The sequence below is a fragment of the Streptomyces sp. NPDC059256 genome, assembly GCF_042753785.1.
GTDB lineage: Bacteria > Actinomycetota > Actinomycetes > Streptomycetales > Streptomycetaceae > Streptomyces.
The window spans coordinates 38923-58667 of the sequence record NZ_JBHYZO010000025.1 but is presented as its reverse complement, the minus strand read 5'-3'; the positions used below and the strand labels follow the sequence as shown (position 1 = coordinate 58667).

General features: G+C 69.4%; 17 protein-coding genes. 8 read left to right on the top strand and 9 right to left on the bottom strand.

All coding sequences use genetic code 11. The features are described 5' to 3' along the window. Positions 1–123 precede the first annotated feature (123 nt). Positions 124–336: a hypothetical protein gene (locus tag ACFXJL_RS30890; RefSeq protein ID WP_384697869.1), complete on the top strand. Its 213-nt coding sequence runs from the start codon at positions 124–126 to the stop codon at positions 334–336. A 147-nt stretch (positions 337–483) separates the two neighbouring features. On the opposite strand, the gene ACFXJL_RS30885 is transcribed toward ACFXJL_RS30890, so the two are convergent. The 3 genes from ACFXJL_RS30885 to allB all read right to left on the bottom strand — a co-directional run bounded on the left by ACFXJL_RS30885 (position 484) and on the right by allB (position 3832). Continuing rightward, positions 484–1098 carry a dihydrofolate reductase family protein gene (locus ACFXJL_RS30885; protein ID WP_329024688.1) on the bottom strand — a complete coding sequence of 205 codons (615 nt, stop codon included), beginning with the start codon at positions 1096–1098 and terminating at the stop codon, positions 484–486. Between the two features lie 173 nt (positions 1099–1271). Continuing rightward, positions 1272–2414: an allantoicase gene (gene alc, locus ACFXJL_RS30880; protein ID WP_384697866.1), complete on the bottom strand. Its 1143-nt coding sequence runs from the start codon at positions 2412–2414 to the stop codon at positions 1272–1274. A gap of 71 nt (positions 2415–2485) precedes the next feature. Then, entirely contained in the window at positions 2486–3832 is a 1347-nt protein-coding gene (gene allB, locus ACFXJL_RS30875) for an allantoinase AllB (protein ID WP_384697863.1), read from the bottom strand. Positions 3833–4308: 476 nt separating this feature from the next. Here allB and ACFXJL_RS30870 point away from each other — a divergent pair, with 476 nt between their 5' ends. Beyond that, complete coding sequence (locus ACFXJL_RS30870) at positions 4309–5109, top strand: IclR family transcriptional regulator (RefSeq protein WP_358877924.1); 801 nt, start codon at positions 4309–4311, stop codon at positions 5107–5109. A gap of 26 nt (positions 5110–5135) precedes the next feature. Here the strand turns inward: ACFXJL_RS30870 and ACFXJL_RS30865 are convergent, their stop codons facing one another. Both ACFXJL_RS30865 and ACFXJL_RS30860 read right to left on the bottom strand, forming a co-directional pair. Further along, positions 5136–5828 (bottom strand): alpha/beta hydrolase, encoded by a 693-nt coding sequence (locus ACFXJL_RS30865; protein WP_358877925.1) that lies wholly within the window; start codon positions 5826–5828, stop codon positions 5136–5138. A gap of 141 nt (positions 5829–5969) precedes the next feature. Continuing rightward, positions 5970–6254 carry a DUF5955 family protein gene (locus ACFXJL_RS30860; protein WP_329024680.1) on the bottom strand — a complete coding sequence of 95 codons (285 nt, stop codon included), beginning with the start codon at positions 6252–6254 and terminating at the stop codon, positions 5970–5972. Between the two features lie 267 nt (positions 6255–6521). Here ACFXJL_RS30860 and ACFXJL_RS30855 point away from each other — a divergent pair, with 267 nt between their 5' ends. The 5 genes from ACFXJL_RS30855 to ACFXJL_RS30835 all read left to right on the top strand — a co-directional run bounded on the left by ACFXJL_RS30855 (position 6522) and on the right by ACFXJL_RS30835 (position 11836). After that, positions 6522–7127, top strand: a complete 606-nt coding sequence (locus ACFXJL_RS30855; RefSeq protein ID WP_384697859.1) for an NTP transferase domain-containing protein — start codon at positions 6522–6524, stop codon at positions 7125–7127. Between the two features lie 204 nt (positions 7128–7331). Next, complete coding sequence (gene aceB, locus ACFXJL_RS30850; protein WP_384697856.1) at positions 7332–8957, top strand: malate synthase A; 1626 nt, start codon at positions 7332–7334, stop codon at positions 8955–8957. A 44-nt stretch (positions 8958–9001) separates the two neighbouring features. Continuing rightward, positions 9002–10225, top strand: a complete 1224-nt coding sequence (locus tag ACFXJL_RS30845; protein WP_384697853.1) for an FAD-dependent monooxygenase — start codon at positions 9002–9004, stop codon at positions 10223–10225. A 571-nt stretch (positions 10226–10796) separates the two neighbouring features. Beyond that, positions 10797–11660 carry a helix-turn-helix transcriptional regulator gene (locus tag ACFXJL_RS30840; RefSeq protein WP_329024673.1) on the top strand — a complete coding sequence of 288 codons (864 nt, stop codon included), beginning with the start codon at positions 10797–10799 and terminating at the stop codon, positions 11658–11660. Beyond that, a complete protein-coding gene (locus ACFXJL_RS30835) occupies positions 11630–11836 on the top strand; it encodes a DUF397 domain-containing protein (RefSeq protein ID WP_384638718.1) in 207 nt (68 codons plus the stop codon). Before ACFXJL_RS30840 ends, ACFXJL_RS30835 begins: the two co-directional genes overlap by 31 nt. A gap of 218 nt (positions 11837–12054) precedes the next feature. Here the strand turns inward: ACFXJL_RS30835 and ACFXJL_RS30830 are convergent, their stop codons facing one another. After that, positions 12055–13005, bottom strand: a complete 951-nt coding sequence (locus ACFXJL_RS30830; protein WP_358877931.1) for a fibronectin type III domain-containing protein — start codon at positions 13003–13005, stop codon at positions 12055–12057. A gap of 228 nt (positions 13006–13233) precedes the next feature. Beyond that, positions 13234–14772, bottom strand: coding sequence for a YfcC family protein (locus ACFXJL_RS30825; RefSeq protein WP_358877932.1), 1539 nt, complete (start codon positions 14770–14772; stop codon positions 13234–13236). A 394-nt stretch (positions 14773–15166) separates the two neighbouring features. Here ACFXJL_RS30825 and ACFXJL_RS30820 point away from each other — a divergent pair, with 394 nt between their 5' ends. Continuing rightward, positions 15167–15769, top strand: a complete 603-nt coding sequence (locus ACFXJL_RS30820) for a TIGR03086 family metal-binding protein (protein ID WP_384697850.1) — start codon at positions 15167–15169, stop codon at positions 15767–15769. A 326-nt stretch (positions 15770–16095) separates the two neighbouring features. Here ACFXJL_RS30820 and ACFXJL_RS30815 read toward each other — a convergent pair whose 3' ends face one another. Next, entirely contained in the window at positions 16096–18231 is a 2136-nt protein-coding gene (locus tag ACFXJL_RS30815) for a HEAT repeat domain-containing protein (protein ID WP_384697847.1), read from the bottom strand. 106 nt (positions 18232–18337) lie between these two features. Further along, positions 18338–19714 (bottom strand): 8-oxoguanine deaminase, encoded by a 1377-nt coding sequence (locus ACFXJL_RS30810; RefSeq protein ID WP_384697844.1) that lies wholly within the window; start codon positions 19712–19714, stop codon positions 18338–18340. Between the last annotated feature and the right edge of the window lie 31 nt (positions 19715–19745).

Here is a 19745-nt window from a genome sequence, read left to right as displayed (position 1 = left end):
CGAGGGGGTTGGAGGGTGCGGATGAGGACAGCGACCAAAGTCGTGGCGGAGGAGACTTTGGATGGTCCGCGTGATGCCACCGGCTGATGCGGCGGCTTCGACCGCGGCGTCACGATCGTCGCCATGAAGAAGTTTCTCAATGGCGTGGGCGGGCTCCTGGTGTTCCTCGGCGGGGTCGGAGTCCTGCACGAGCTGACGGGCTGGTTCGACAAGATGGCCCCCACCCGGCTGCTGACGGAGAACGTCCGGTTCCTCGACGATCAGGCGGTGTTCGCGAACCTGGTGGTCGCGGTGGTGGGGTTCGCCATGTGCATGATTGCGGACCGGCTCGGATAGCGGCTCGTCGCCGAGCTCCCGGTGGAGTGCGGACGGTGCCGTCCCAGGGGTGCCCGTCCCAGGGGTGCCCGTCCCAGGAACCGCAGGGGTACGGGCCACGGCACCCCCAGTGTCGGGTGAGGGTGGCCGTGCGGTGTGCCCGTTCCCTCAGAGCTCGTAGGTGCCGTAGGTGGGGCGGCCCGCCAGTTCATAGGTGTGGATGGCCACTCCGGTGCTGGTGGTCCGGGCGTCCGTGTGGCGCAGGGCAGTGGGGACGGCCCCGTCCGCGAAGAAACGTCGTCCCTTGCCCAGGAACACGGGGAAGACCAACAGATGGAAGGTGTCGATCAGATCGTGTGCCATCAGGCTCTGTGCGAGCGTGCCGCTGCCGTGGATCTGTAGTTCTCCCTCGGTGCGCTGCTTGATGTCGGCCACCTCACGGGCGATGTCCTTGCCGATGACGGTGGTGCCGTCCCAGTCGGCGCGCTCCAGTGTGGTGGAGGCGACGTACTTGGGCAGGGAGTTGAGCCGAGAGGCCACCGGGTCGTTCGGGTCGGTCATCTTGGGCCAGTACCCGGCGAAGATGTCGTAGGTGCGGCGGCCGAGGAGGAAGGCACCGGAACGGTCGAACACCTCGGTCACGAAGCGACCGAAGTCCTCGTCGCCGTAGGGGACGGACCAACCGCCGAGGTCGAACCCGCCGCTGGTGTCCTCGCCGGGCCCGCCGGGCGCCTGGACGACGCCGTCGAGGGTGAGGAAGGTGGTGATCGAGAGCTTGGCCATGGTGCGTTCCCGCTTCCCTTGCGCGTCCGGCGATGCCGGTGGTGATGTGGTCATCAACAGAGACCGGATACGTGCCCGAAATTCATCGGTGGCCTCCGACCGGCATCACGTTGGAACCCGAACGGGTGCGCCGAGGCAGGGATGGACCGGTGGTCGAGAGTCGTCGGCTGGATTCAGCCGCCGGCCTCCCGGTGGCAGGTGCGGAGACGGGCGGCGCCGTCCGCGGTCAGGGCGCCGTGCAGCCGCAGCCGTGAGATCCCGCCGTCGGGGTGGATGTCCAGCCGTACCCGGTGGCCGACGACGGGGTGGGCGAGGACGAAACGGTGGTTGGTGTCGGGCTGGAGGCGGATCCGCGGCAGGACCGCGGTCCAGGGCTGGTCGGGCCCGTCCTGGACGAACAGCTCGGCCCAGCCCGCACTGTTCCCCTTGAGATAGGCGGTGTCGATCTCCACGGCCCGCACCTCGGCCCGTTCGACGAGTCGGTAGCGGATCCAGTCGTGGCCGTCGTCACGGCGTCTACGGGTCTCCCAGCCATCGTCCATCTTGCGCGAACGACCGGGACGGATGGTGTGGACGGGCGGCGAGTAGAAGCGGTCCGACGCATCCTCGATCCGACCGCCGTGTTCCAGGGCGACGACATCGAAGGTGCCGAGCGCGGTGAGCCAGGCAGGGTCGGGGACGACCTCGCCGTACACCCGAAGGCGCGCGATGCCGCCGTCGGGATACTGCCTCAGCCGCAGATGGGTGAAGCGCTGTCCGCCGCGGACGTGGAAGGCGTTCGCCGCGTGTCCGCCGACGGGCGTGAGGGGGACGAGTTCGGTCCAGGTCACACCGTCGGCGAGGAGTTCCTCGGGGCCGGGGCAGCCCAGGACTGCGGTCGCCTGGACGCTGACCGCCCGGGGGTGATTGCCCCGGAAGTGGGCGGTGTCCACGACGATCCCGTGGATGGTTCCGGGGGCGCCGAGCCGGATGAGCGCCCAGTCGTGGTCGTCGGCGACGGGGTGCGGTCGCCCGGCGTCGGGACCGCGACGGCGACGGGTCTCCCAGCCGTCCATGACCTTGCCCTTGTGACCGAAGCGGGCGGGATCGAACTCCGCCGGACCGGGATTGAGGAGGTTCTCCCGTTCGGCGAAGAACTCGTCGTTGGCGGCGATGACCGCGCCGCCGAGTTCCCGCGCCGCCAGGTCAGGATGGTGGAGGAAGGGGTGGTCGGCCGTGCGGTAGTCGGCGTAGGGATCGCCGCCCCGGAAGGGCGCGGCGGCGCCGGTGTACACGGGCAGCGGCGGCTCTGGGGGCTGGGAGTGCGCGTCGGGCACGTTCCGGTTCCCTTCTGCGATGGCTGGATCCGTTGTGGTGGAAGCGGTCGCGGCAGGCGAGCCCGGGCAGATCAGCTCGGGCTGCGGCGGTCGAGCAGTCGGCCCGAGGCTGCCGATGTCGATCCGGTGTCGATGCGGCGACCGCGCAGCCAGGTCGACCGCACCACTCCGGCGAGGGTGCGACCGGCGTAGGCGGTGATCTGATTGCGGTGGTGGAGGCGCGCGGCGTCGACGGTGAAGGTCTCGTCGGGTGCGAAGACCGTGAAGTCGGCGTCCTTGCCGATGGCGATGGCCCCTTTGCGGTCGAGCCCGGCCAGCGCCGCGGGCCCCGCGGCCATCCAGCGGACGACGTCGGAGAGGGTGTGGCCGCGCTGGCGGGCCTCGGTCCACAGGGCGGGCAGCCCCAGTTGGAGGGAGGAGACTCCGCCCCAGGCGGTGGCGAAGTCCGAGGTCTTCAGGGTGTCGATGCACGGGGAGTGGTCGGAGACGACGCAGTCGATGGTGCCGTCGGACAGACCGGCCCAGAGCGCGTCCCGGTTGGCGGCCTCCCGGATCGGCGGGCAACACTTGAACTCGGTTGCCCCGTCGGGTATTTCCTCGGCGGCGAGGGTGAGGAAGTGGGGGCATGACTCGGCGGTGATCCTCACCCCGACCTCCTTCGCCTCGGCGATCAGGGGGAGTGCACTCGCCGAGGACACATGGAGGATGTGCACCCGGGCGTCGAGGCGCCGCGCATGGGCGATCACCGTGGCGATGGCGGCGTTCTCCGCGGTCCGGGGGCGGGAGGCGAGGAAGTCGTCGTAGCGCGGTCCGCCCCGCTGGGGCGCGGCTGCCAGTTGTCCCGGGTCCTCGGCGTGGACGATCAACAGCGCTCCGAGGGCTGCCGTTTCGGCCATGGTCCGACCGAACTGCTCCTCGTCGAGTTCGGGGAACTCCTCCACTCCCGAGGGCGAGAGGAAGCACTTGAAGCCGAAGACACCGGCGGTGTGGAGCTCCTTCAGGTCGGCGGTGTTGTACGGGATCGCACCGCCCCAGAAGCCGACGTCGACATGGGCCAGGGGTCGGGCGGTGTGCTGTTTGGTTCGCAGATGGGCCACGGTGGTGGTGGGTGGCAGCGAGTTGAGCGGCATGTCGATCAGGGTGGTGATACCGCCGGCAGCCGCGGCACGGGTGGCGGTCGCGAACCCCTCCCACTCGCTGCGCCCGGGGTCGTTCACATGGACGTGGGTGTCCACGAGACCGGGCAGCAGGACATCGTCGCCGAAGTCCTCGCTCGGTACGTCCGGTGGGGTCGGGGTGTCGTGGGGGAGGAGGCGCACGATCGTGCCCCGGGCCACGGCCACCGTTGCGGGTCCGATCGCCCGGGGGGTGAGTACCCGCGTCGAGCGCAGGAAGAGGTCGACTCCCCCGTCGTCCATGCTCATCCCCCCTCGGCGAGCTTCAACGAAATGTTGAACGAATCCTCATGGGGGAGATGTCGATCGTCAAGACTTCCTGTTCTGCTCAGCGAAAGAGAGATTTCACCGAGCGAGAGCATCCGGCCCTCTACCGCCGAAGCCCCGCCCGCGCGGCCGGAACAGTCGTTCGATCGGGGTTCGACGGTAGGTGAGAGCGATCTTCCAGCGAATAGCCATGAGCACGGCCGCGGCGAAGGCGGAAGGAGCCAGAGGAATCCGCGGACGGAGAAGGCATGGATCGGTTCCTACAACGGATCATCCAACGGATCACCCCGTCGAAGGCCATCGAGTCCCCTCGAACGCGTTCCCGCGGAAGGGCACGGGACCAGTCGCCCACTTCCCTGACCGGCGCCGGAGCCGCTCGAACGGCGAGCCGCCCGGCCGGAGCAGCCCGGTAGGCTGCTCACTTGCCCGTCTGCCCGAAAGGACCGCCACCCGTGCCGACGTCCAGCGCCAGCACCAACGACGCCGTCAAGACCGCGAGCAGCGGGGGCGTCCAGTCCCTGGAGCGCGCTTTCGATCTGCTCGAAAGAATGGCCGACGCAGGGGGCGAGGTCGGGTTGAGTGAGCTCTCCGCCAGCAGCGGTCTACCGCTGCCCACCATTCACCGCCTGATGCGCACCCTGGTGGCCTGTGGCTACGTACGTCAGCAGCCCAATCGCCGCTACGCCCTCGGCCCCCGTCTGATCCGCCTCGGCGAGTCGGCGGCGCGGCTGCTCGGCACCTGGGCGCGCCCCCATCTGGCCCGACTGGTCGAGGAAACCGGCGAGACCGCCAACATGGCGCTCCTCGACGGTGATGAGATCGTCTACGTGGCGCAGGTGCCGTCCAAGCATTCGATGCGCATGTTCACCGAGGTGGGCCGTCGCGTGCTGCCGCACTCCACCGGCGTCGGCAAGGCCCTGTTGGCCCACACTCCCCCCGACGAGGTGCGGGCCCTGCTCGCCCGGACGGGCATGCCCGCGGCGACGGAGAAGACCATCACGACGCCCGAGGGGTTCCTCGCCGCCCTGGAGCGGGTACGGCGCGAGGGCTACGCCATGGACGACAACGAGCAGGAGATCGGCGTGCGTTGCCTGGCCGTCTCGATCCCCAACTCCCCCACGGCGGCGGCGATCTCCATCTCCGGCCCCGCGGGACGGGTGACCGAAGCGGCGACCGAGCGGATCGTGCCCGTGCTCCAGCAGGTGGCCGAGGACCTGTCCACGGCCCTGGCCACCTCCGGAACCACCGGCTGACACCCGCGCACGGGCTGACGCGCGGCTCAGGCGGACCCGCTCGCTGCCTCGTCGATCAGATCGGCGATCGCCTTGGGCTGCGATGCGAGCGATGCATGACTGGCGTCCAGTTCGATGATCTTGCGTGGTGACATCCGTTCGGCCATCCGACGCTCGTTGTCCGGGTGGATCATCCGGTCCTGCGTCGAGACCTGGTACCAACTGGGCTTCTTCCGCCACGCCGGATCGGTCACGTTGTCCCCGAAGGTCGAGGCCAGCGGCGCCTTCTGGGTCACCGCCATCACCAGCGCCTCGTCGTCGTCCAGGTCCTGCCCGAAGCTCCAGTGGAACTTGTCCTGCTTGACCCAGAGGAAGCCGTCGGAATCCGGGGCGAGGTTCTCGAACGCGGCCGGCGGCAGCTCCTGGCTGATCTGTCCGGGGCTCTCCCCCGCATCGGGTGCGAACGCCGCGATGTAGACCAGTCCGACGACATTGGGCAGGTCCCCGGCCTCGGTGATGACCGCGCCGCCGTAGGAGTGGCCCACGAGGAGCACCGGACCGTCCACCTGTTTGATCATCTTGCGGGTACGCTCGGCATCGTCGGCCAGCGAGGTGAGCGGGTTCTCCACCGCGTACAGCGAACCGTAGCCGCGGTTGCGCAGCTCGACGATGGCCTTCCCCCAGTGGGCGGCTCCGCCCCAGAACCCGTGCACGAGAACGACGGTCGGCTTGTCGGCCATATCGGTTTCCCTAGTGTCGTGGGTAGTCGCTTTTGACACGATTCCTCCACGCTAGAGCGACGAACGGCTCCCCGCCATCGGGCCAGGGTGAACCACCGCGACACCCCGTTGGATCACGGCACCCCGCACCTGATCACTGCACTACCGCGGCACGCCGCCGAAGAGGTCCACCGCCGAGCGCACCTCCATCAGGGCCGGACCGAGCGCGCTGACCGAGCCGATCGCCCCCGCGATCAGCAAGAGGGAGCGCCGCATCCGGGCGACGTCGGGGCGATGCTCGGCGACCATCGCCGCCAGTACCGCCAACTCGTCCTCCGCGATGTCCCGATCCGAGAACTGCGCCGGATGGCCGGCGAGCTCCCGGCGCAACCGCGACACGGCCACGCCCAGCGCGGAGACCCTCGGGTCCTCTTCACGTACCGCCATCTGTGACTGCTCCACACCCCGCAACACAGCACTCCCCCCTCACACCCCGGGACCGATCCGACAACGGTAAGTCCGCGGCCAACCACCCAGAGTTGCGGGCAAGTTAACGCCATACCGCGCCATGCGCGCCACCCAGGACGGCTAATTGGTAAATCCGGCTGCAACTACCCCATGACATGGCGCGAAAGGGTCACAACGGCCACTTCGCGCCTGGAGCACGCTCCGCCTGGGGACGTGGCGGCGGCCGGAATGCGATATGCAGTCGCCATGACACCTCCAGGGGAGCCCCCCGTCATCGCCGGACTCCTGTTGGCCGCGGGAGGCGGGCGACGACTGGGCGGACGCCCCAAGGCGCTCCTGCGCCATCGTGGTCGCCCGCTGGTCGACCACGCCGTGGCGGCGCTGCGCGACGGGGGGTGCGGACCGATCCATGTGGTGCTGGGCGCGGCGGCGGCCCGGGTGCGCGCCGAAGGAGCACTCGACGGGTGCACGGCGGTCGACAACGAACACTGGGAGCAGGGCATGGGTTCGTCCCTACGGGCCGGCCTCGCATCCCTGGCCCTCTCGGGCGCCGATGCAGCCCTGGTGCACCTGGTGGACCAGCCAGGCATCGGCGGCGCGGCCGTGGCGCGGGTGCGGTCCGCTTACGGCTCGCACGACACCCTGGCCGCAGCGACGTACGACGGTCGGCGTGGGCACCCGGTCCTGCTGGGCGCCGCCCACTGGCCCCCCGCGTCGGCGGCGGCCGTGGGGGATCAGGGTGCGCGCAGCTATCTGTCCGCCCTGGCATCCACCCTGACGCTGGTGGAGTGCGGCGACGTCGCAACCCCCGATGACATCGACACGGCGGCGGATCTGTTCCGGCTGGAATGAACTCGGGAGTGGACCGGCACGCAGGGAGCACACCCCGACGAGAGCGGACCGAACGAGCCACATCCCGGCCGTCGAGGCCCGAGAAGGAATCTTGTACTTCCACGATGAGGAAACTACTATCCAGAAATCATCCGTAGATCTGAGTTCTCCCGAGCCCGTCGTCGCCCATGCTCGGGGCCACCTCGCCGAAGGAAGTGACAGCCGATGTCCACACCAGCGACATCCCCGCTGGCCGTCGTCGACGCCGGGCCGGTGCCGCGTCAGGACGAGGTGCTGACCGAGGCGGCCCTCGCCTTCATCGCCGAACTGCACCACCGCTTCACACCCCGCCGTGACGAACTACTCGCACTGCGGGCGCAGCGGCGCGCGGAGACCGCCCGCACCGGGACGCTGGACTTCCTCCCCGAGACGGCGGCGATCCGAGCCGACCGCACCTGGCGGGTGGCCACCGCACCGCCGGCACTCGAAGACCGGCGGGTGGAGATCACCGGCCCCACCGACCGCAAGATGACCATCAACGCCCTCAACTCCGGAGCCCGCGTCTGGCTCGCGGACTTCGAGGACGCCTCCTCCCCCACCTGGGAGAACGTCATCGGCGGACAAGTGAACCTGATGGACGCCTATCGGCGCCGCATCGACTTCACCGATGAACGCAGCGGAAAGCGCTATGCCCTACGGCCAGCCGCGGAGTTGGCCACCGTGGTGATGCGCCCGCGCGGCTGGCACCTGCCGGAGCGCCACCTCCAGGACACCGAAGGCCGCCGGGTGCCCGGTGCCCTCGTCGACTTCGGGCTCTACTTCTTCCACAACGCCCGGCGCCTACTGGACCTCGGCAAGGGTCCCTACTTCTATCTGCCCAAGACCGAATCGCACCTCGAAGCCCGGCTCTGGAACGATGTCTTCGTCTTCGCCCAGGACCACTGCGGCATCCCGCAGGGCACCGTCCGGGCCACGGTACTGATCGAGACCATCACCGCCGCCTTCGAGATGGAGGAGATCCTCTACGAGTTGCGCGACCACGCCTCCGGGCTGAACGCCGGCCGCTGGGACTACCTCTTCTCCATCGTGAAGAACTTCCGCGACGGCGGTGCGAGGTTCGTTCTGCCCGATCGCAACGCGGTCACGATGACGGCCCCCTTCATGCGTGCGTACACCGAACTGCTCGTCGCCACCTGCCACCGGCGCGGCGCACACGCCATCGGCGGCATGGCCGCCTTCATCCCCTCCCGACGCGATCCCGAGGTCAATCGGATCGCCCTGGAGAAGGTCACCGCGGACAAGGACCGCGAGGCCGGTGACGGATTCGACGGATCCTGGGTCGCTCACCCCGATCTGGTGCCCGTGGCGATGGCCTCCTTCGACGCCGTGCTCGGTGACCGCCCGCACCAGAAGGACCGGTTGCGCAACGAGGTCTCGGTGACGGCCGCCGAACTGCTCGCCGTCGACTCACTGGAGGCCGCACCCACGTTCGACGGGCTGCGCAATGCGGTCCAGGTCGGCATCCGGTACATCGAGGCGTGGTTGCGGGGTCTGGGCGCGGTGGCGATCTTCCATTTGATGGAGGACGCGGCCACCGCCGAGATCTCCCGCTCCCAGATATGGCAGTGGATCAACGCCGGAGTCGTCTTCGACAACGGCGAGACGGCGACCGCGGAGCTGACGCGCGAGGTCGCGGCAGCCGAACTGCTCAGTCTGCGTACGGAGTTGGGGGACGAAGCCTTCCGAGCAGGAAGGTGGCAACAAGCCCACGACCTGCTGCTCCATGTCGCCCTCGACGAGAGCTACGCCGACTTCCTCACCCTGCCCGCGTACGAGCAACTGAGCGGCTGAGTCGCACCGCTCGCAGGGCAGAGCGCGCTGCCATGATGTGCCGCATGAGCGGATCGCACGCACTCAGGGGATTACGCGCCGCCGTGGTCGGCGGCAGCATCGGGGGGTGCGCGGCGGCCCTGGCCCTGCACCGGGCCGGCTGCCGGGACACCACGGTGTACGAACGCACCGCGGGTGTCCTCGCCGACCGCGGAGTCGGAGTGGCCGTACACGCGGCGCGCTACGCGGAATTGGCGGCGGCCGGCTATCTCGACGCCTCGATGCCGTGGGTCCGACTGGCCGAGCGCCACTGGTACGTGCGCGACGAGCGCGTCCCCCTTGGAAGGATGCTGGGGAGCAACGCCTTCCCCTTCCGTACCTACAACTGGGGTCCGCTCTGGCGCGAACTGCGGGCGCGAGTCCCGGAGGGGATGCGCTTCCGGAGTGGAACGCCCGTGCTCTCCGTCGCCGAGTCGGGCGCAGGGGCGGCCGTTCACACCGAGGACGGGAGCGAACCGTACGACCTGGTGATCGGCGCCGACGGATATCGGTCGGTCGTCCGTGCGGCTGTCTGCCCCGCAGTGGAGCCGCGGTACGCCGGATATCTCGCCTGGCGCGGAGCGTACCCGGAGAGCCGGCTTCCCGACTCCGGATCCTGGCCGGAGCACTCGTGCGCCTACGTCGTCTTCAGCGGGGGCCACGTCGTCATCTACCGCATTCCGGGGGCGGACGGAGACGTACGCGTCAACTGGGTCCTCTACACCGCAGTGCCCGTCGGCCCGGGCATCCGCCGCGACGACCCCTCCTCGGTTCCGCCCGGAGCTGTGGACGCATCGGCGCGGACCCTGTTGTACGAACTCGTGAAGACCCGACTGCCACCGTTCTGGGCGACCCTGATCACCCTCACCCGCGCCGAGGAACTCTTCGTCCAGCCGATGTATGACTTCACGGCGACGCCGGGCGTGCGCGGCGGTCTGGCCCTGCTGGGGGACGCGGCGACCGTCGCCCGTCCGCACACCGGCGCGGGCGCGGTGAAGGCGCTCCAGGACGCCAGCCTGCTGGAGACGGCCCTGCGAGGGTCCGATGGTGATCTGTTCGGCGCTCTGGGCCGGTACGACGCCGCGCGGTCAGCAGCGGGGAGCAGCATGGTGGAGCTGGGCAGGCAGTTGGGGCGGGCACTGGTCGAGGCCACCCCGGAGTGGGGCGCGCTGAGCAGGAACGAACTCGACGCGTGGTGGCACCGGGCGGATGCGGCCGGGGTGTTCGGGGGACGCCAGCTCAAGGAGTAGGACGGCCGGGCGCTCCGGAGGCTTCCCGCGCAATGGCCCCCCACCGGCACCCCCACCGCCACCGCCACCTCATCGGGCATCGGGCATCGGGCATCGGGACGAGGAGAGCACCCACGACCGAGGAAGTGGACTCATTCATCCGGAGGCGGCCCGCCGTCACTCGCCGTCCACAAGTCCACCCATGTGCGCAGAACCGGAGAAGCGGGCACTTTCCTGCCCCTGTGACGGGTATGAGGTATCGAACGGCTCAATCACCCCGACGGACTTGGACGACGCGACGGCACCGCGCTCCCCGGGACACCGGACGGATCGGGCGGTGATCAGGCATTCCAGGGTCGGCAGGGTCGGCTGCTCGTGCGTCTGCACGAGCAGCCGCCAGACCCCGGGGTGCTGCTATATGTACGGGACGCCCCCGGTAGGGGGAATTGCTCGCTTCATACGGAAAACCCCCTTGGTGCGTGCGTACCTTGGCCCCGAGGGACGCCCCGGTAGGCACGGGCCGTACCCGTCGGGAACGCCGTTGTGAGCGACGCGGAGCGGGACCGGCTCCGGGGCGGGAGGTTCGGGGGTCATGAACGATCAGCAGCCGGAGCGCGATTCCGAGTGCGAGCCGGGAGCCGGAATCCTGTGTGTCTTTGGACAACAGCTGAAACTGCTCCGGGTACGAGAAGGGCTTGAGCGACCGGAATTGGGAAGGCTGACCGGATACTCGGCATCCACGATCGCCTCCTTCGAGCAGGGCCGGCGCATTCCACCCGGGAAGTTCATCGACCGGGCCGATGAAGTGCTCAATGCGGGTGGGGTCCTCAAAGCCAGCAAGGACGAAGTCGCCCGGGCGCAGTATCCGGCGTTCTTCCGGGACGCCGCTCGACTTGAGGCACAAGCGGCCGATCTCCATGTGTACGCCACCCATGCGGTCCCCGGTCTGCTCCAGACGGAGGACTACGCCCGGGCGGTGTTCGCCATGTGGCGCCCGCTGCTGGGAGAGGAGGTCATGGAGCAGCGGATCTCGGCCCGCCTCGCCCGGCAGGAACTCTTCTCCCGCCTCCCGTTGCCCATGCTCAGTTTTGTGATCGAGGAGACGGTCCTGCGTAGACCCCTGGGCGGGGTGGAGGTGCTGCGCGGCCAGTTGGAGCAGATCCTGCGCCGCGGCCGTGAGCGCCATGTCGAGATCCAGGTCATGCCGACGGACCGGGAAGAACACGCCGGATTGGGTGGTCCCTTCAATCTGATCGGGGCAAGGGAAGGAAACCGAGTGGCCTACGTCGAGGCGTATCCCGACAGCCGAATCCACTCGGAGCGCAAGGCGGTCCGGGAGTTCGAGGAGCAATACGGACTGCTGCGAGCCCAGGCGCTCAGCCCGGGCGAATCTCTGGCCTTTCTGGAGAAGTTGCTGGGAGAGAGATGGATGTCCAAGCGACTGTGTGCACCGTGACCCGTCCTATCTGGTTCAAGAGCAGTCACAGCAGTGGGAGCGGCGGGGAGTGCGTGGAGGTGGCGGCCTGCCCCGGGACGGTTCGGGTACGGGACTCCAAGGACGCCGCGGGCCCGGTCCTCTCCCTCTCCCTCAAGGTGTGGGCGGCCTTCGTGATGTTCGCCGCCCGGTACTGAGGAACCGACGAACGGTGCAGCGGCGAAGCCGACCGTTCGGGCACGAGCATCGCTCCACCACGGCCAACGGGCCGGCACCGCCGCGTACGACGCGCCGTTCGGCCGGCGTCCGGCGCGTCGTACGGAAATGCGGGGGCAGGGTGCCCGCCCTTCGAGGGCGGAACGACGGTCGTCGTCGAACACCCCGCCGAACCACGCGTACGGGTTGACGGCCCGAATCAGCGCACGATCACCGTCCGTTGTACGGAGAAGTCACCCCACTTGCCGTCGGGGAGCTTGGCCCGAAGTTTGATGCTGAGACGGGTGCCAGGCGGATCCGGGACGACCATCTCATGAGTCACGGTCTTGCCTTCCGGTATGACGCCCCAGACGATCGTCGTCGCCAACTTGCCGTTGATGTGGAGTTCGTGCGTCTCGATCGGCCCGTCCACGTCAGGTGGCATCCAGCTCAGATCGACGACGCCCTTGCGGACGGTGAACTTCAGATCGGTGGGTGCCGTGTTGGCGCCCTTGCCGGGTGCCGCCGCAGTGGTGAGATCGACGGGGTTGCTGTCGGGCGAGGAGTTCTCCCCGGCGTCGCGTGCCCGCACGGTGAAGGAGTAGACGGTACCCGGCCGCAATCCGGGCACCAGGGCCTTGGTCTCGGTACCCGGCACGCTGTGGATGCGGGAGTCCTCCTGGTAGATGTCGTAGGAGGTCACCTTGGTGTTGTCGCTGGCTGCCTGCCACTCCAACCGGACCTGGGTCTTGCCGTCGAGTGCGCCCGTGAGCTTGCCGGGACTGGTGGGGGGCTGCTTGTCCTCGGGTGTCGGCTCGGGGGTGGTGACGGCTATGGCAGGACTTGGCTTGGAGAGGTTGCCCGCCGCGTCGCGGGCGCGGACGGTGAAGCTGTAGGCGGTCTTGGGGGTGAGGCGGTTGATGTCCACCATGTTCTTGGCCGCGGGTAGCTCTTTGACCCGCTTCTCGCCCTCGAACACCTCATAACCGGTGACGGCCTTGTCATCGGAGGAGTTCTCCCACATGACGTGGACGGACGTGGCGCTGCTCGCCTGCGCGGTCACCCCGGAGGGTGTGGTGGGGGCCTTGGAGTCCTTGTCCTCGCCGGCGCAGGCGGTGAGGACGAGTGCCGCCGCGCAGACCAACGCGGGGAGTGTGGGGGGACGTTGCACGGTCTAACCTCCGCAAGGAGACGGAATGGTCCAGACCTATAGTGCATGGTGAGAGGCCGTTTTCAAGCCCGATTGACGTTCAACGGGGAATGCACCCGCACGGTCTGAGGGCCTTGCAGGGCATCGGTCCGGCTATGTCCGTCGGCTCGATACCGCCCTGCGGTGGGATCGCTTCCGCTTCTTTGGGACCGCGTCCGTGTGATGGAGATCCCGACGACCCGCCGTCGATCAGGTCAGCGCCGCGCCGGCCACCAGGAACCCGCAAATCAGTACGGCCAGGATGGCGAGCAGCGGCCAGACGAAGCGAAGGTAGCGGTCGTAGCCGACCTTGGCGAGGGCCACGCCACCGATGGTGACGGCGGTCGTGGGCACCCAGAGGTTCATCCAACCGCTCGCGGACTGCCAGGCCGTCACCACCACGGCACGGGAGACCCCGGCGAAATCGGCCAGCGGGGCAAGGATCGGCATGGCGAGGGTGGCATGACCCGAGGTGGACGGGATCAGGAATGCCAGGGGCAGATTCACCAGAAACACGATCACGGCGAAGGCGCCGGACGACGTTCCCCGGACGACGCCCTCGATGGAGTGCAGCACGGTGTCGGTGACCATCGAGTTGTTCATGATCACGGTGACTCCGCGGGCCAGCACGATCACCAGTGCCGGGGAGATGAAGTCCGCCGCCCCCTGGGTGATCGTGGCACTGAGCCGCTGCTCCCCCATCCGGGCGACCAGCCCGACGAGCACCGAGGCGACCAGGAACATCGCCGCGAGTTCCGGAAAGGACCAACCGAGCTCAAAACCGTACGGAGTGGCCTGCGCATCCCCGGTGAGTGCGCTCGCCCAGGGGACGACGGAGAAGATCATGAAGGTGAAGACCAGGGTGACGACCACCAGGACGGTCTTGTGGAGTGCGGTGAGGTCCGGCGGTTCGGACGTCTCGGCCGTGGCCCGCTCGCGGTCGCCTGGCAGGAATCCGGAGAGCGATCTACTCGGGTCGCTGCGCACCCGGCGCGCATAGCGGATGACATACGCAATGGTCACGGCGGTCAGCACCAGCCACATCGCGGCGCGCAAGGCGATGCCGTCGCCCAGGGAGATGTCCGCCGCCGAGGAGGCGACCCCCGTCGCGAACGGGTTCACGGTGGAGCAGAGCACTCCGACACCGGCACCGAGGATGATCGTTCCCGTGGCGGTCATCCGGTCGTATCCCAGCGCCAGCATCAGGGGGACGATCAGCCCGTAGAAGCCGAGGGTCTCCTCCGCGAAGCCCTCGACGGTTCCGAGCAGGGAGAAGACGAGCATGACCGCGGCGATCAGCAGCGCACCGCGGTCCCGCAGCCGATGGGCCAGCCGTGCGATGCCCCGGTCCAGGGCTCCGGTCGCGAAGACGACGGTGATGAAGGCGCCGATGGCCAGAACGAAGAGGAACACTCCTGCGCTGCCGTACAGTTCGCCCGCGAGATCGGGGCCGACGACGCCGGTCGACTGGTCCTGGATGCCGTAGAGGCCGTTGACGGGTGCGAGGAACAGGTCGTTGAGGCGGTCGACGAAGCTCTGTCCGCTGTCGACCCGGTGGTAGGTGCCCTCGATGGGCGCGCCGTCGTCCGTGCGGTCGTAGGCGCCCGGCGGAATGACGAAGGCCAGTGCCCAGACCGCGATGGTGACCACGGCGAGGACGGTGAGAGCGCTCGGGAAGGCGAAACGCCGCTTCGGTTCGGGTCCATCGGGTGGCTCAGGGGCAGCCTCCCGGACTTCGGGGGTACTCATCGCCACACCCGGCAGGGGATGTGCGCCAACGGTCGGGACAAGGCGACAGAGACACCATGAACTGCGGGAACTGCGGGAACTGCGGAAACTGTGGGAACTGCGAGCACTTCGCGACCCGGAAAAGCAGCGCGGACAGCGAAAGAAGTGAGGGCAGCGAAAGCAGTGAGGGCAGCGCAGACATCAGAACCATCGGTTCCGGCTTCCGCACTCATCGCTCGGGCCCCGTCTCTGTCCCGGCCCCGCGGCTGGTCGATGGAGTGCGGGTACCGGGATTCAATGGATCACAGGGGCAGCCGGGTCGCACGTCGGCTTGGGCCGTGTTTGAGAGCAATCGGTCGATCGGTCGATCAGCAGCCGGGCGATGAGTTCGAGCGGTGCGAACAGTCTTCTCTGCATGACGACGAACCCGACGAACCCCCTGCACGATCTCCACCCCGCCGCCGAAGCGGTCGCCCGGCTGGCGGAAGGCGTCGCGGACGCGCGTCTCGACGATCCCACCCCTTGTCCGGACTACGCCGTGAAGGAACTGCTGGGACATCTGATCGGCCTTGCGGGCGCGTTCCGTGACGCCGCCCGCAAGGAGCTGGGGGCCACGACGGACACCGATCCCCAGTCGGCGCTGCCCACCTTGCCGGGCGATTGGCGGACCGCGCTGCCGCGCAGGCTCGACGAGCTGTCCCGGGCCTGGTCGACGCCATCGGCCTGGGAGGGGCAGACCCGTGCCGGAGGCATCGATCTACCCGCGGCCATCGCAGGTCAGGTCGCCCTCAACGAACTGGTGGTGCATGGCTGGGACCTGGCCCGGGCCACCGGTCAGCCCTATGCACCGGACGAGGCGAGCCTGCGCGTGTCGTACGCCCTGCTGGAGCCCACCGACGGAGATGGTGGCAGTGGCACGATCTTCGGCCCGGCCGTCGACGTGCCCGAAGACGCACCGCTGCTGGATCAAGTGGTGGGGCGCAGCGGTCGGCGCCCCGATTGGCATCCCGAGGCATGACCGCATGGTCGGGGTGCTCCTGGGGCGCACCGCGACCGTACTGGCCTCTTCACTGAAGAGGGTCGTTCTCCCGCCCGGTCCGGCACGGGGCAGACCGGGCGGGTTCCCACGCGGGTGGCGGCACTCGCCGACTGGGCGACTCATCGTCCGGCTGACGGGTCGGCCATGGACAGCGGTACGGACAGGGCTCCTGACCGCAGGGGGACATGCGTGCCCTGTCACGGGGGCGGTCACGATCACGGACAGGGGACTGGTCATCGCTTCCCCGTCAGGAAGATGGGGTCAGGGAGACGCGAAGACGGGGTCAGGAAGGCGCGGTCATGAGGTCATCCGGGGAGCAGTGCTCGGGCGGAGGTCCGCAGCCTCTCGTCGGCGGCGACGATCTCCGTCCGACGGCCGGAGATCGCCACCCTGAGATCGCCTTCGGCCAGGGCCGTCAGCCGGGTGATCACTGCCGGAGCAAGGGCCCCCGGCCCCAGCGTTCGCAGGGCTTCCAGGGCCCCTATCGGGTCCGCGTCGAGCTCGGCGGAGGTCACCAGAAGATCGGCGGCCCGGTCCGCCTGGAGCGGGTGGCCCACCGACCGGAGCGCGAGCACCGCCCCGGGGACCTGCACCGGGTCGCTGAGCAGCGCTTCAAGGGCGGGGATGAGCGGTTTGGCGGCCGGTCCGATCTCGGCTGCGGCCCGCGCCGCACTCGTCCGTGTCCTGCCGCTCCACATTCTCTCCGCGGTCTCCGCCAGCACCGCTCCGACCACGTGCACCGACTGGTCGCCGTCGCCCGTGAGCCGCCAGAGCGCCAAGGCGATCTGTAGGTCCGTCTCCAGCTCGAAGTTCGTCCGCCCGACACCCGCGGAGGTCAGGGCGGACCGCAGCTCCGCGACGAGCTCACGGCCCGCCGCCCCCAGCCGTCCGGCGGTCTCGACCAGATGTGGGGCGGGGCTGCCCTCGCGCAGGGCCGCTTGGAGGGCGACCACCAAGGGGCCCGTTTCACCCGTGAGCCGCCAGAGGGCCTCCGCTGCCGCACAGCGGGCCTCCACCTCACCGGCCACGGCCGCCCGACGCAGCAGTTCGGCGACGGCCGCGGTGCGGTTCGGGGGACAGATCGCCACGAGCGCGGCCGGCACCGAGGTGGGGAACGCGTCCAGGGCCCGCGTCAGTTCCGGTAGGGCTGCGGCGGCCCGTGTCCCCCAGCCCGCGAGCAGTTCGAGCAGTTCCACGGGTCCGCGGCTCGGTGCCTCGTCCGCCGTCGCCAGATGGGACAGGCTGATGCGGATCGCGTTCAACAGCTCGGGCGCATAGGGCAGGCGATGTCCGGGGCGCAGCCCCCGGGTCCCCGTGACCGAGGCGAGGGTGATCGTGCGGTTCTCCAGGTCCCGGGCGAGCAGCAGGGCGGCCTGCTCCGGAGCGATCCTGGCGAGCACCGCCAGCGCCCGGTCCCCGAGGTCGCCGTCCGTCGCGGCGAGCTCCGCCAGTGCGGGCGCAGCGGGCGCGGCATGGCTGCCGAGCTGGTCCAGGATCGGCAGCAGGGACGCGACACGGTGGAACGAGGGGTCGCCCAGCAGCGGGACCAGTGCGGGGGCGAGCCGTCCCGGGGCACTGCGCGAGATCGTGCAGGCGTGCTCCGCGGCCCACAGTGCCTCGTCCCTCGCCGCGGGCTCCGTCAGTCGGAGCGCGGCTTCGACCAGGGCGAACGCCGAGGCACGGTCTTCATCGGTGTCACGCCGCAGCAGGACGTCGACCACCTGGCGCAGGGGCTCCGTCCGTTCCTGGTCGCAGCGGTCCGCGATATGCGGTGCGGCCGGAAGGAGGGACACCAGAACGCTCTGGTGCGTGGTGGAGAACGGCATCCCGGCGTCGACGGCCGCCATGACGGCGGTGACCCGCAGCACCGCCGGTTCCGCCGCGTCCAGGGCCGACAGCAGCTCTGGAGGGGTGCCCTCCGGGTCCAGCTGCGCCAGGGCCGCCAGGGTCTCCGCGCGGACACCTGGATGCCGCTCGTGCGGGTCGGCCCACAGCCGGCGAAGCGCCGACGCCGCCGACACACAGCCGGTGCGGCCGACTGCCCAGGCCGCCGTCCGGCGCACATCGACGTCGTCGGAGGCCAGCAGGTCCAGGATCAACGGGAGCTGCTCCACCACGGCCGCCCGGCAAGCACCTGGCAGGGGCGCGGCGAACTCGTCCTCGCTCTCGGCTATTCCGCCCAGGAGCAGCAGCATCTCCACGGTGCGCACGTCCGCCGCGGCGAGACGCGCCAGATAGGGCACGGCCGCCACTGTCGCTCCGTAGACGGTGCCCTGGTGCAGGATGCTGGCCCCCAACTCCACCAAAGCCTCGGTCGACTGCTCCTGGTCACCGGTGAGTGCGCGCAGCAGGTCCGGTAGGTCGTCCGCCTGCCCGTAGGCGTGGTCCAGATCGGCCCAGGGCACGCCGTCCAGATCTGCGAAAACCCGTTCAAGATCCATGCCTTGAGGATGGCATGCGGGTCTGACAGTGGGGCCCGTGGAGGATCGGCCGGCCGTGCGAACCGCACGGCACGAGTTGTACCCACCCGCCTCGGCTCACCTGGAATCAACGGGGCCCGGCGATGCTCATCAGGCGTTGCGCCTCGGTACGGGTGGTGCGCGCGATCTCCTCCTCGTCCACCGTGATCAGCCGGTTGTCCTCGACGACCGGCTTCCCGTTGACGAGTGACAGCGTCACGGGAGCTGCGGCGCCGAGGATCAGCGCGGTCACCGGATCGGCGATCGAGGCATGGGCGAGCGTGTCCATCTTCCACAGCACGAGGTCGGCGAGCTTCCCCACCTCCAGGGAGCCGATCTGCTCCGCGCGCCCGAGGACACGGGCGCCGCCGTGCGTGCCCAGCCGCAGCGCTTGACGGGCCGTCAGCGCTGCCTCGCCATGACGGCCGAGGCGGTTGATCAGGAGGGCGTTGCGCAGTTCGGTGTGGAGCTCGCCCGATTCATTGGACGCGGTCCCGTCCACGCCAAGACCCACGGCGATACCGGCCGCCAGCATGTCGGGCACCCGCGCTATCCCCGCGGCCAGTCGGGCGTTGGAGGAGGGGCAGTGGGCCACTCCGGTGCCGGTACCCGCGAAGGTCGCGATGTCCGCATCGGCCATATGGACACAGTGCGCCATCCAGACATCGGGCCCCAGCCAGCCGGTGGACTCGAAGTAGTCCGTGGGCCCCATTCCGAAGAGTTCCTTGCAGAAGCGCTCCTCCTCCACCGTTTCCGAGCCGTGGGTGTGCAGACGAACGCCCTTGCTGCGGGCGAGGCGTGCGCCTTCGCGCAGGAGGTCGGTGGAGACGGAGAAGGGCGAGCAGGGGGCGACGGCGATCTGCGTCATGGCGTCGCTCGCGTCGTCGTGGTGGAGGTCGATGGTCTCTTCGGTTGCTGCGAGTGCGGCGTCGAGCGTCTCCACGGCGAAGTCCGGGGGCAGTCCGCCGGCCGATGTCCCGCGGTCCATCGAACCCCTGGCCAGGGTGAACCGGACGCCCATCTCCCGGGCGGCGCCGATGATCGCACCGGAGAGGTCGCCGCTGCCACGTGGATAGATGTAGTGGTGGTCCATCGCGGTGGTGACCCCGCCCCGCGCCATCATGGCGAGTGAGCCCCGTGCGGCGGCCCGCACCATCTGTTCGTCGATCCGCGCCCAGGTCGGATAGAGGGCGACCAACCAGTCGAAGAGGTTGTGGTCGGTGGCCAGACCACGGGTGATCCACTGGTAGAAGTGGTGGTGGGTGTTGACGAGGCCCGGGGTCGCGAGATGGCCCCTGGCGTCGATGCGCCGGACGACATCGCGCAGTCCGGCCGGCGCGGCTCCCGCGCCGATCGACTCGATGCGGTTCCCCGCGACCACGATGTGCCCTTTCGGGTACTCGGTGTCGACCGGATCCACCGTGGCGATGGCACAGTTCTCGATGACGATGCGGAAAGCCGTCATACGGCCATGTCCTCTCTGCTGTGGTTCTCGC